Source organism: Streptomyces sp. ITFR-21 (assembly GCF_031844685.1).
Taxonomy (GTDB): Bacteria; Actinomycetota; Actinomycetes; order Streptomycetales; family Streptomycetaceae; genus Actinacidiphila.
The window spans coordinates 5412592-5425000 of record NZ_CP134605.1; the positions used below are offsets into that span (position 1 = coordinate 5412592).

At 73.0% G+C, this 12409-nt stretch carries 8 protein-coding genes and 3 pseudogenes; 9 read left to right on the plus strand and 2 right to left on the minus strand.

All coding sequences use genetic code 11. From position 1 onward, the window contains the following. Nucleotides 1–66: 66 nt before the first annotated feature. Nucleotides 67–3363 (minus strand): SCO5717 family growth-regulating ATPase, encoded by a 3297-nt coding sequence (locus RLT57_RS24300; protein ID WP_311299391.1) that lies wholly within the window; start codon nucleotides 3361–3363, stop codon nucleotides 67–69. A 355-nt stretch (nucleotides 3364–3718) separates the two neighbouring features. On the opposite strand from RLT57_RS24300, the gene rpsO reads away from it, so the two are divergent. The 5 genes from rpsO (at nucleotide 3719) to RLT57_RS24325 (ending at nucleotide 9206) form a co-directional block, all read left to right on the plus strand. Then, the gene (rpsO, locus tag RLT57_RS24305; protein WP_033173003.1) at nucleotides 3719–4006 is read left to right on the plus strand and encodes a 30S ribosomal protein S15; all 288 of its coding nucleotides are present in this window, start codon (nucleotides 3719–3721) and stop codon (nucleotides 4004–4006) included. Nucleotides 4007–4363: 357 nt separating this feature from the next. After that, nucleotides 4364–6583: a polyribonucleotide nucleotidyltransferase gene (locus RLT57_RS24310; protein ID WP_311299392.1), complete on the plus strand. Its 2220-nt coding sequence runs from the start codon at nucleotides 4364–4366 to the stop codon at nucleotides 6581–6583. Continuing rightward, a complete protein-coding gene (locus RLT57_RS24315; protein WP_311299393.1) occupies nucleotides 6580–7956 on the plus strand; it encodes a M16 family metallopeptidase in 1377 nt (458 codons plus the stop codon). Before RLT57_RS24310 ends, RLT57_RS24315 begins: the two co-directional genes overlap by 4 nt. A 48-nt stretch (nucleotides 7957–8004) precedes the next feature. After that, complete coding sequence (dapB, locus tag RLT57_RS24320; protein WP_311299394.1) at nucleotides 8005–8760, plus strand: 4-hydroxy-tetrahydrodipicolinate reductase; 756 nt, start codon at nucleotides 8005–8007, stop codon at nucleotides 8758–8760. A gap of 5 nt (nucleotides 8761–8765) precedes the next feature. Continuing rightward, on the plus strand, nucleotides 8766–9206 hold the full coding sequence (locus tag RLT57_RS24325) for a hypothetical protein (protein WP_311299395.1): 441 nt from the start codon (nucleotides 8766–8768) through the stop codon (nucleotides 9204–9206). 117 nt (nucleotides 9207–9323) lie between these two features. On the opposite strand, the gene RLT57_RS24330 is transcribed toward RLT57_RS24325, so the two are convergent. Then, nucleotides 9324–9866 (minus strand): hypothetical protein, encoded by a 543-nt coding sequence (locus RLT57_RS24330; protein WP_399129300.1) that lies wholly within the window; start codon nucleotides 9864–9866, stop codon nucleotides 9324–9326. Between the two features lie 220 nt (nucleotides 9867–10086). Between RLT57_RS24330 and RLT57_RS33720 the strand changes: the two are divergent. The 4 genes and pseudogenes from RLT57_RS33720 to dapA all read left to right on the plus strand — a co-directional run. Beyond that, nucleotides 10087–10371 (plus strand): annotated as a pseudogene (locus RLT57_RS33720) (FAD-dependent thymidylate synthase); the annotation flags it as partial. Nucleotides 10372–10431: 60 nt separating this feature from the next. Beyond that, nucleotides 10432–10824: pseudogene (locus tag RLT57_RS33725) on the plus strand (hypothetical protein); the annotation flags it as partial. A 3-nt stretch (nucleotides 10825–10827) separates the two neighbouring features. Beyond that, nucleotides 10828–11277, plus strand: a pseudogene (thyX, locus tag RLT57_RS24345) (FAD-dependent thymidylate synthase); the annotation flags it as partial. 161 nt (nucleotides 11278–11438) lie between these two features. Then, a complete protein-coding gene (gene dapA / locus RLT57_RS24350; RefSeq protein WP_311299396.1) occupies nucleotides 11439–12338 on the plus strand; it encodes a 4-hydroxy-tetrahydrodipicolinate synthase in 900 nt (299 codons plus the stop codon). Nucleotides 12339–12409: the final 71 nt, after the last annotated feature.

The following is a 12409-nucleotide window of genomic DNA, read 5'->3' on the forward strand; positions in this document are numbered from 1 at the left end:
CGCCGCCATGACGGTCGGGACGTCACGGCAGCAGCCCCCTCGGCCGTCGGGTCCCGCCCCCGGCTCCTACCGCTGCGGCGGATAGCCGTAGCCGTACCCGGGCTGCTGTCCCTGTCCCGGTGGCTGCTCCGGCTCCTGGGGAGACTGCTGGGGCCACGCCTGCTGAGGCTGCGGCGCCCGCGGTTGCGGCGACTGCGGCTGGAACGGCTGCGGTGGGGGCTGCGGGGCCTGGGAACGGACCTGCGGACCCGGGCCCGGCTGCCCCTGGGCCGGCGGATACGGCTGCGGGGCCCGCGGCGGTGCACCGTAGGGCTCCGGCGGCACCTGACCCGGCTGCTGCGCCGGGCCGTACCCGCCCGGGTATCCCGCGGGGACGCCCCCGTACGGTCCGGTCCCCGGCAGCGGCGGCGCCTGGACCGGCGGCGGATTCAGCCCGTCCGCCGTCCACAGCCCCTGTGCCCGCTGGGCCCGGACGAAGTCCTCGGCGACCATCGCGGACAGGCTGAAGTACGCCTCCCGCGTCTTCGGCCGCATCATGTCCAGATCCACCTCGGCGCCCGCCGCCAGATGCTCGTCGAACGGCACCACCTGCACCCCGCGGCACCGGGTCCTGAAGTGCGCCACGATGTCCTCGACCTTGATCGTCTTGCCGGTCTCGCGGACCCCGGAGATCACCGTGATGCTGCGCGCGACCAGTTCCGCGTAGCCGTGCGCCGACAGCCAGTCCAAGGTGGTGCTGGCGCTGGACGCGCCGTCCACCGAAGGCGTCGACACGATGATCAGCTGGTCGGCCAGGTCCAGTACGCCGCGCATCGCGCTGTAGAGCAGACCGGTCCCGGAGTCGGTGAGGATCACCGGGTACTGCCGGCCCAGCACCTCGACGGCCCGCCGGTAGTCCTCGTCGTTGAACGCGGTCGACACCGCCGGGTCCACGTCGTTGGCGATGATCTCCAGTCCCGACGGAGCCTGCGAGGTGAACCGGCGGATGTCCATGTAGCTGTGCAGATACGGGATCGCCTGCACCAGGTCGCGGATCGTCGCCCCGGTCTCCCGGCGCACCCGGCGGCCCAGCGTGCCGGCGTCCGGATTGGCGTCGATCGCGAGGATCTTGTCCTGCCGCTCGCTGGCCAGCGTGGCGCCCAGCGCGGTGGTGGTGGTCGTCTTGCCCACCCCGCCCTTGAGGCTGATCACCGCGATCCGGTAGCAGGACAGCACCGGGGTACGGATCAGCTCCAGCTTGCGCCGCCGCTCCGCCTCCTCCTTCTTGCCGCCGATCCGGAACCGCGACGGCTGCGCGCCGCCGCCGGACCGCCTGGCCTTCGGGGGGTTGCGCAGCAGGCGGTCGGAGGAGAGCTCCACGGCCGCGGTGTAGCCGAGCGGCGCGCCGCTCGGCGCGGCGGACTGCCACTGCTCCGGTGCGCCGGTCGGCACGCCCCCGGTCCGCGGGTCCGCCGCGCCGGGGTGCGGCGCCTGCGGCGGGAGACCTTGCTGCTGGGGGAAGCCGGACTGCGGCCCGGCCGGACCCGGCTGACCGGGGGCGGGGAAGGAGTAGCCGCCCTGCGCGGGCAGCGGTGGCAGCGGGCCCGCCGCGACGGGCTGCGCGGGCGGAGCGGACGCGTCGGGCCCGGACGGCGGGAGCCCGGGACCGCCCTGCGGCGCCTGCGCTGCCCGCTCAGGACCGGGCGCACCGGGCGCGACCGGCGCCTGCTGCCGGAACGGCGGCGCCACCGGTGGTACGGCCTCGGGCGCCGGAACGGGAGCGGGAGTCGCCGCGGCGGCCCCGCCCGGGTACCCGGGCTGCGGCACCTGCGGCGGTACGGCTCCGGTCGCGGCCGGTGCGCCCCCCGGCCCGGCGGCTGCCGGGCTCTCGCCCGCCGGGTACGGAACGGCCGGCTGTGCCGGGTACGCCGCGGGCGGCTGTGCGGGGACGGTCGGCGCCCCGGCGGGCCGCGCCGGCTGTCCTGCCTGCTGCGGGAAGCCGTGGCCGCCGGCGATCAGCGGCTGCCCGGTGGGCGGTGGGAAGTCCGGACCCGGCGGCGGCGCCGGCGGGTGGGGGCCGCCGGGGTGCGGGGGAGCGGGCGGCTCGGCGGTCGGGGCCGGGAAGCCGGACTCCGGCGGCGAGGTCTGCGCGGGCTGCGGCGCCAGCGGGCTCCGGGGCACCGGCGGGTGGGGGCCGCCGGGGTGCCCGGCGATCAGCGGCTGCCCGGTGGGCGGCGGGAAGTCCGGAGCCTGCGGCGGCGCCGGGGGGTTCGGTCCCCCCGGGTGCAGCGGCGGCTGCGGGGCCGCGGCGGGCGGCGGATAGGGGTGGCCGCCGCGGAGCGCCGCCCCGGCGGGCAAACCGTAGGGCGTCGGGATGTCCGGAGCGTCGGGTGCGGGGTACGGCGCCTGCGTCGGATCGACGGGCGGCCGCTGCGGCCGCGGTGTCCCGGCCCGCTCGAACTGCGGCGGCAGCGGCGGCACCGGGCTGTGCGACGCGGCGGGCGCCCACGGGTTCGCGGCGAGGGCCGGGGGCGGCAGGGGCGTCCACACGGGATTCCGCTTGGCCGGCTGCTCCGCGTCCGCCGGCTCCGGGAGTCCGGCCGCTTCCACGGCCCCGCCCGGTCCGCCGGACCTTCCCGCCGCGGCAGGCGCCGGCCCTTCCGGCTCCCGCGGCGCGACCGGCTCCGTATCCGCCGGCTCCGCGGTCTCCGGCGCCGCGTCACCTGCCGGTGCTGTGCCCGTCGCCGCGTCCGCGTCCGCGTCCGTGCCCGTGCCCGTGCCCGTGCCTGCGTCCGGCGTCCGGTCGGCCGGACGTGCGCCGGTGCGTTCCCCGGTCCCGCGGCGCGGTACGGCGACCGGGAACGGCGTCGTCCCGTCCTGCCGCGCGCTGTCGGCGGCCTCTCGCGTACCGGCGTCCGGTTCGGCACCGCGGTCCGAAGCCGCCCCCGCCGCAGCGGACTTGGGCTGCTCGATCCCGGGGACGGCGCCGGCCGGCCGGGCGGGCCGGGCCAACTCGAAGTCTCCGGTGACCGGTTCCGTTCCCGCCCCGGCGGCCTTCTCGGCGGCGGACTCGGCGGAATCGGTGGGATCGGTGGAAGTGGGACCGGTGGAAGCCGGAGCAGCGGGACCGGCCGTGTCGGCGGGGTCCGCGGTGGGCGCCGTGTCAGAGCCGGCAGCACCCGCCTCCGCCCCGGAGCCGGACTCCTCCCGCGCCGGCTCCTCCGCCTCCGCCTCAGGCGCGGACGCGGCGCTTTGCATGTACCAGGCCGGCAGATTTGGTTCGAGGCTGAACTCGCCGGTGTGGTCACCGGTGTCGTCCGCCGCCGAAGGGTCCTCGACAGGGCCGGGCCCGCCCGCGCGGTTCTCGTCCCGATCGCTGCTCACAATGCCTCCTGGTCCGCAGTCCGCAGCCGTCCCGCGGCGCTGTTCCGCACGTACCCCATGGGCGGTTCCGCCTCCCCGTTCAGGGGCAAGACTAATCGCCGCCCCGTACCCGGTGTCAGACCTGCCGCACATCCCCCGTCCGCCCCCGCGTATCCCCCCTCCGCCCCCCTCCGCCCCCTGGCCTCCCCCGACCGGGCCGACCCGACCCGCGGGTAAGCACCTCGGTCCGGGCTGGTACTCTGGGTGACGGTCCCGCGTGTATTGACACCGCGTGACCGTGCCTCGCGAGTCACCTGAGACACCCCGCGATGAAGACCGGGGGCGCTCGGAGGCCGATGACACCCAAGGAGTCCGTATGTCGCTCGACGTCGAGACGAAGAAGCAGATCATCGCCGAGTTCGGCACCAAGGAGGGCGACACCGGCTCCCCCGAGGTGCAGGTCGCGCTGCTGTCCCGTCGGATCTCGGACCTGACCGAGCACCTCAAGACGCACAAGCACGACCACCACTCGCGTCGTGGTCTGCTGATCCTGGTCGGCCAGCGCCGCCGTCTGCTGCAGTACCTGGCCAAGAAGGACATCACCCGCTTCCGCGAGCTTCGCGAGCGCCTCGGCATCCGTGCCGGCGCGGCGGGCGTCCGCTAGTACGCGCGGAGGGGAGCGGTTCCCGTCGGACGGGGCCGCTCCCTTTGCCATATACCCCCCCACCACCCCAGCCGCCATACACGCCCCGCGTGCGCAATGCAATGAAACCGTGTGCGCGGGGCCACGGAACGCGCGCAGGACGTGCACGATCCGGGCACCGTCTGGTGCAATGGTGCTGTTGACAACGAACGGGGAGGAGCGTCCTCCTATCCGCCGCACACGCCGGTCCTCGGTAGTGGCCCCCGGGTGGTTCCGCCCCCGGAGGCTTCGATCGAAGACCGGCCCCCGGCAGGACGCCCCTCCACCGATGGCCCGCGGGGACACGCCCCGCGGGCGAGGACGAGGAGAATCCCCCTAGTGGAGAACGAGACCCACTACGCCGAAGCCGTGATCGACAACGGCGTCTTCGGCACCCGTACCATCCGCTTCGAGACGGGCCGGCTGGCCCGTCAGGCCGCCGGCTCCGCCGTGGCCTACCTGGACGACGACACCATGGTGCTGTCGGCCACCAGCGCCTCCAAGCAGCCCAAGGAGCACTTCGACTTCTTCCCCCTCACGGTGGACGTCGAGGAGCGCATGTACGCGGCCGGCCGGATCCCCGGCTCCTTCTTCCGCCGCGAGGGCCGCCCGTCCGAGGACGCCATCCTCACCTGCCGGCTGATCGACCGCCCGCTGCGCCCGTCCTTCGTCAAGGGCCTGCGCAACGAGATCCAGGTCGTCTGCACGGTGATGGCGCTCAACCCCGACCACCTCTACGACGTGGTCGCGATCAATGCCGCCTCCTGCTCCACGCAGCTGGCCGGCCTGCCCTTCTCCGGCCCGATCGGCGGCGTCCGCGTCGCCCTGGTCAAGGGCCAGTGGGTGGCGTTCCCGACGCACACCGAGCTGGAGGACGCGGTCTTCGACATGGTCGTGGCCGGCCGGGTGCTGGAGGACGGCGACGTCGCGATCATGATGGTCGAGGCCGAGGCCACCGCCAAGACGATCAAGCTGATCGAGGGCGGCGCCGAGGCGCCGACCGAGGAGGTCGTGGCCAGCGGTCTGGAGGCCGCCAAGCCGTTCATCAAGGCGCTCTGCAGGGCGCAGTCCGAGCTGGCCGCCAAGGCCGCCAAGCCCACCGCCGACTTCCCGATCTTCCTGGACTACCAGGACGACGTGTTCCAGGCGCTGGAGTCCTCGGTCACCGACGAGCTGGCGCAGGCGCTGACCATCCCCGGCAAGCAGGCCCGCGAGGCCGAGCTGGACCGGGTCAAGGGCCTGGCCGCCGAGAAGCTGCTGCCGCAGTTCGAGGGCCGCGAGAAGGAGATCTCCGCGGCCTACCGCTCGCTGACCAAGAAGCTGGTCCGCCAGCGGGTCATCCGGGACAAGATCCGCATCGACGGCCGCGGTGTCACCGACATCCGCACCCTGGCCGCCGAGGTCGAGGCCATCCCGCGGGTGCACGGCTCGGCGCTGTTCGAGCGCGGTGAGACGCAGATCCTGGGTGTCACCACCCTCAACATGCTCCGCATGGAGCAGCAGCTGGACACCCTGGCGCCCGAGACGCGCAAGCGCTACATGCACAACTACAACTTCCCGCCGTACTCCGTCGGCGAGACCGGCCGCGTCGGCTCCCCCAAGCGCCGCGAGATCGGCCACGGCGCGCTCGCCGAGCGCGCCCTGATCCCGGTCCTGCCGACCCGCGAGGAGTTCCCCTACGCGATCCGCCAGGTCTCCGAGGCGCTCGGCTCCAACGGCTCCACGTCGATGGGCTCGGTCTGCGCCTCGACCATGTCGCTGCTGAACGCCGGTGTGCCGCTCAAGGCCCCCGTCGCCGGTATCGCCATGGGTCTGATCTCGCAGGAGATCGACGGTGAGACGCACTACGTGGCGCTCACCGATATCCTCGGCGCCGAGGACGCGTTCGGCGACATGGACTTCAAGGTCGCCGGCACGAAGAACTTCGTCACCGCCCTCCAGCTCGACACCAAGCTGGACGGCATCCCCGCGTCGGTGCTGGCCGCGGCCCTCAAGCAGGCCCGCGACGCCCGCCTGCACATCCTCGACGTGATGAACGAGGCCATCGACGTCCCGGACGAGATGTCCCCGAACGCGCCGCGGATCATCAGCATCAAGATCCCGGTGGACAAGATCGGCGAGGTCATCGGCCCCAAGGGCAAGATGATCAACCAGATCCAGGAGGACACCGGCGCCGACATCTCCATCGAGGACGACGGCACGGTGCTGATCGGCGCGACCGAGGGCTCCCAGGCCGAGGCCGCGCGCACGATGATCAACCAGATCGCCAACCCGACGATGCCCGAAGTCGGCGAGCGCTACCTGGGCACGGTCGTCAAGACCACCACCTTCGGCGCCTTCGTGTCGCTGATGCCCGGCAAGGACGGACTGCTGCACATCTCGCAAATCCGCAAGCTCGCCGGCGGCAAGCGCGTGGAGAACGTCGAGGACGTCCTCGGCGTCGGCGCCAAGGTGCAGGTCGAGATCGCCGAGATCGACCAGCGGGGCAAGCTCTCGCTGGTCCCGGTCATCGACGGCGAGAACGACAGCGACGAGGAGAAGGACGAGTCGGCCCAGTGACGACCCGCCCCACCGTGGCGACGGCCCGCCCCACCACCAAGGGGCGGGCCGTCCGCACGCACACCTTGCTGCCGGGCACCGACGGCATCGGCACCGTCCGCCGCAGCGTCCTGCCCGGCGGCCTGCGGGTCGTCACCGAGACGCTGCCGACCGTCCGCTCGGCCACCTTCGGCATCTGGGCGGGCGTCGGCTCCCGCGACGAGACCCCGGTGCTCAACGGTGCCACCCATTATCTGGAACACCTGCTCTTCAAGGGCACCCGGCGGCGCAGCGCGCTCGACATCTCCGCCGCGATCGACGCGGTCGGCGGTGAGATGAACGCCTTCACCGCCAAGGAGTACACCTGCTACTACGCACGGGTGCTCGACACCGACCTGCCGCTGGCCATCGACGTGGTCAGCGACATGCTCACCTCCTCCGTCATCCGGCAGGAGGACCTCGACGCCGAGCGCGGTGTGGTCCTCGAAGAGATCGCCATGACCGAGGACGATCCCGGCGACCAGGTCCACGACCTGTTCACCACCGTCCTGCTCGGCGACTCCCCGCTCGGCCGCCCGGTGCTCGGCACCGTCGACACCGTCAACGCCCTCAGCCGCGACCAGGTGGCCCGCTTCTACCGCAAGCACTATGACCCCACCCGCCTGGTGGTGGCCGCCGCGGGCAACCTCGACCACGACGCCGTCGTACGCCAGGTCCACCAGGCGTTCGAGGAGGCCGGCGTGCTGCGCGACACCGACGCCGTGCCGCACCCGCCCCGCGACGGGTCCCGCGCCATCCGCGCGGCCGGCCGGATGCAGGTCCTGGACCGCCGTACCGAACAGGCCCACGTCGTGCTCGGCGTGCCCGGCCTGTCCCGTACCGACGAACGCCGCTGGGCGCTCGGCGTGCTCAACACCGCCCTCGGTGGCGGCATGAGCTCCCGGCTCTTCCAGGAGGTCCGCGAGAAGCGTGGCCTGGCCTACTCGGTGTACTCCTACACCTCGTCCTTCGCCGACTGCGGCATGTTCGGGGTGTACGCGGGCTGCCAGCCGCGCCGGGTGCCGGAGGTCCTCAAGATCTGCCGCGACGAACTGCACCAGGTCGCCGAGCACGGCCTCACCGACGAGGAGCTGCACCGCGCCGTCGGCCAGCTCTCCGGCTCCACGGTGCTGGGCCTGGAGGACACCGGGGCGCTGATGAACCGGCTCGGCAAGAGCGAGCTGTGCTGGGGCGACCAGCTGTCGGTGGACGACCTGCTGGCCAACATCGCCGCGGTGACCCCGGACGAGGTACGCGCGGTCGCCCGCGACATCCTGGGGCAGCGTCCCTCGCTGGCCGTCATCGGCCCGGTCAAGGACAAGCAGGCCGGCCGCCTGCAGGACGCCCTGGCGTAACCTCGCACCACCCCCAGCAAGCCCCGCGACCGGAGGACCGAGCAACAGATGAGCAAGCTGCGTGTGGCCGTCATCGGCGCCCAGGGCAGGATCGGCTCCGAGGCGGCCCGCGCCGTCGACGCGGCCGACGACCTCGACCTGGTCGCCGCGATCGGCCGCGACGACCGGCTGGAGACGCTGACCGAGGCCGGCACCCAGGTCGCCGTGGACCTGACGCACCCCGACGCCGTCATGGGCAACCTGGAGTACGTCGTCGGCCACGGCATCCACGCCGTGGTCGGCACCACCGGCTGGACCCCGGAGCGGCTCACCGCCCTGGAGGGCTGGCTGGCCGCGGCGCCCGGCACCGGAGCGCTCGTCGCCCCGAACTTCTCCATCGGCGCCGTCCTGACCATGCGCTTCGCCCAGCAGGCCGCCCGCTGGTTCGAGACCGTCGAGGTCGTCGAGCTGCACCACGACCACAAGGCCGACGCGCCCAGCGGCACCGCCACCCGCACCGCCCAGCTGATCGCCGCCGCCCGTACCGAGGCCGGCCGCGCCCCCCAGCAGGACCCGACCACCCACGGCCTGCCCGGGGCGCGCGGCGCCGACGTGGACGGGGTGCCGGTGCACTCGGTACGGCTGCGCGGTCTGCTCGCCCACCAGGAGGTGCTCTTCGGCGGCACCGGCGAGACCCTCACCATCCGGCACGACTCGCTGCACCACAGCAGTTTCATGCCGGGCATCCTGCTCGCCGCCAGGACCGTTCCAGGCGTCCCCGGCCTCACCTTCGGCCTGGAGCACTTCCTGGGCGAAGGGGACTGAACCCGATGCGCGCCAAAATCAGCTACGCCGTCTCCGCGCTGGCCCTGGTCTTCTACTTCGTGCTGGCCGGCGACCGCGGCGTCCTGCTGATCGCCGACGGCCACCCGGTCACCGTCGCCTTCGGCCTCGCGGTCCTGGTACTGCCGCTGATCGGCGCCTGGTTCCTGTGGCACACCACCCAGTTCGCCCGGCACGCCGGCCGGCTCGGGCGCGAGCTGGAAGCCGAGGGCGGACTGCCCGTCGACGAGCTGGAACGCACCCCGAGCGGCCGGATCACCCGTGACTCCGCCGACGCGGTGTTCGCCAAGCGGCAGGCCGAGACCGAGGCGGCCCCGGACGACTGGCGCACCTGGTTCCGGCTGGCCATCGCCTACTTCGACGCCCGCGACACCCCGCGGGCGCGCAAGGCCATGCAGCGGGCCATCGCCCTGCACGACGGAAAGTAACCGCCTCCCGAACGACCGCCGCCGGCCACCCGGGATCATCCGGGTGGCCGGCGGCGTGTGCCACGGTGTCCCTGCGGCGGGGTCGGGTCCGGGCGCCCGCGCGGGACGGGCCCGGGGTCAGCGCAGTTCGGCGGCCCAGCTCTCGATCGCGTCCGCCGCGATGTCGAACGCCTCGATCCGGCCGAGGAAGTCCGCGTTGTGATCGGTCAGCAGCGGCCGCAGCGCGGCGCCGCCGCGCCGGGAGACCAGCAGCGCCTGTCCCTGCACCGTCCGCGGCAGCCCCAGCACCTTGACCGGCTGCTGCGCGGTCCGCACGGTACCCACCCGCCCCCACGGCAGGGTGACGGTGCTGAAGTACCCGACCTGGCGCACGCCCTTACCGCTCAGCCACACACCGGTCCGCAGCAGCCGCAGTGTCGCCGCGATCACCGCCAGGGCCGCCAGCAGGACCGTCACCGCCCCCGACCGACCGCCGGCCAGCCCCATGATCAGTGCCGCGAACAGCAGGTACGCGGCCAGCATCAGCGCGAGCGCGGCGGTCCCCACCCGCCACGGCCCCGGACGGTACGGCCGCATCCAGCGGTCCTGGGCGGCGTGCGGCAGCGCGCGCCCGGTGGCGTACTCGTCGGTCGCGGTGGCGGAGCGGTTGGGCAGGGACACGAGGACAGTCCTCTTCCGGCTTCCGGGTGGGGCGGGGGTGGCTCTGACCGGTGAGGTTATCCGTCCGGGCCGCAACGTCCAACCTCCGAGTCCGCCTTGTCACCTGACGTCACCTGCGTCCGTTGTCCGACCCACCCCCTAGGCTGACCCCAGCCAACAGGAAGGATCTCCGGTGTCGACCGATCTGCCCACCGAGCCCGACGTGTCCGACCGGTCCGACGTGTCCGATGAGTCCGATCGGCCCGTGCGGTTCCGCGACGACGTGACCGTCGACCTCGTCAAGCACAGTGCCTCGGACTCGGACGTACTGTGGGCGGCCCGCGTCTCCACCGCAGGAGAACAGTCCCTCGAAGAACTCACCAAGGACCCCGAGCGCTCCAAGGGCCTGCTCAACTTCCTGATGCGCGACCGCCACGGCAGCCCCTTCGAGCACAACTCGATGACCTTCTTCATCAGCGCCCCGATCTTCGTCTTCCGCGAGTTCATGCGGCACCGCGTCGGCTGGTGCCTGGCCGGCTCGACCGAGATCACCCTGGAGGACGCGGCGGGGCAGCCGCACAGCCGCCGGATCCAGGACCTGTACGAGACGTGGCACTCCGGCGCCGGGGGCCGCGACCCGCGGCGCGCCGAGCAGGTGCGCTGCTACGACGAGGACACCCTCCTGCCGTCCCGCACCCGGATCGTCGACGTCACGGAGTCCGGGGTGAAGCCGCTGCTGCGGATCACGACGGCCGGCGGCCGGGCGCTGCGCTGCTCGGCCGACCATGCGATCCTCACCCCGGACGGCTGGCGCAAGGCCGGAGAGCTGGCCGCCGGCGACGCGGTACTCGCGGCGGGCGCCACGGCCGCCGCGCCCGACGCCGTCACGGCGGTCGCCGGCGACGGCGGGGAGATGACGTACGACCTGTCGGTGGCGGGCCCCCGGCACAACTTCCTCGCCGACGGGATCGTCGTGCACAACTCCTACAACGAGGAGTCCGGGCGCTACCGGGAGTTGCAGCCGGTGTTCTACGTGCCCGGGGAGGAGCGGAAGCTGGTGCAGCGCGGCCGGCCGGGGAAGTACGAGTTCGTGCACGGCACGCCGGAGCAGCACAGGGGCGTGGTCGCCGCGATGGAGCAGTCGTACGCGCAGTCGTACGCCGCGTACCAGGAGATGCTGGCGGCCGGGGTCGCCCGGGAGGTGGCGCGGGCCACCCTGCCGGTGGGGCTGTTCTCGTCGATGTACGCGACTTGCAACGCGCGCTCACTGATGCACTTCCTCGGCCTGCGTACCCAGCACGAGCTGGCGCGGGTGCCGTCCTTCCCGCAGCGGGAGATCGAGATGGTGGCGGAGCGGATGGAAGCGGCCTGGGCCGGGCTGATGCCGCTGACGCACGCCGCGTTCAACGCGAACGGCCGAGTCGCCCCCTGAAAAATGTCCGAAGTGTTCGGATTGCGGGGCTTCGAGAGGTTCATCTAGGCTGCAGAAACGGACTTCGGCGTTGCCTGAACCCCCGAGCAGGCAGCGTCGGAGTCCTTCCCCGCAGGTCCCACGGCTGCGCCGCCGCACAGACACCGAGTAGCGTGGGATCCATGGCTGCGACCTCCACTTCCAGGGCCCCTTTCGGCCGGGTACTGACCGCAATGGTCACGCCGTTCACCGCCGACGGCGCCCTCGATCTCGACGGTGCCCAGCGGCTCGCCGGCCATCTGGTGGACGCGGGCAACGACGGCCTCGTCGTCAACGGCACCACCGGAGAGTCGCCCACCACCAGCGACGCGGAGAAGGACGCGCTGCTGCGCGCCGTCCTCGAAGCCGTCGGAGCCCGTGCGCACGTCATCGCCGGCGTCGGCACGAACGACACCGCCCACAGCGTCGCCCTGGCCCGCCAGGCCGAGCGCAGCGGCGCCCACGGTCTGCTCACGGTCACGCCGTACTACAGCAAGCCTCCGCAAGAGGGCCTGTACCGGCATTTCACCGCCATCGCCGACGCCACCGGCCTACCGGTGATGCTCTACGACATCCCCGGCCGCAGCGGCGTCCCCATCGACACCGAAACCATCGTGCGGCTGGCCGAGCACCCGCGTATCGTTGCCAACAAGGACGCCAAGGGCGACCTGGCCGCAGCGAGCTGGGCACTGAGCCGCAGCGGCCTCGCCTGGTACTCGGGCGACGACATGCTCAACCTGCCGCTGCTGTCCGTCGGCGCCACCGGCTTCGTCTCCGTCGTCGCCCATGTCGCCACCGCCGAACTGCGCGCCCTGCTGGAGGCGTACACCGGCGGCGACGTCACCAAGGCCGCCGAGATCCACCAGCGGCTGCTCCCCGTCTACACCGGCATGTTCCGCGCCCAGGGCGTCATCACCGTCAAGGCGGCCCTGGCGTTGCGCGGACTGCCCGCCGGCCCGCTCCGGCTGCCGCTCGTCGGTCTCGGCGCGGCCGAGACCGACCGGCTCAGGAAGGATCTCGCCGCAGGCGGGGTACATCTCTGACAAGACTTCACAACTTAATACGACTGAATGCGCCTGAACACAACCGCATATCCGAACGTACATCCGAATGA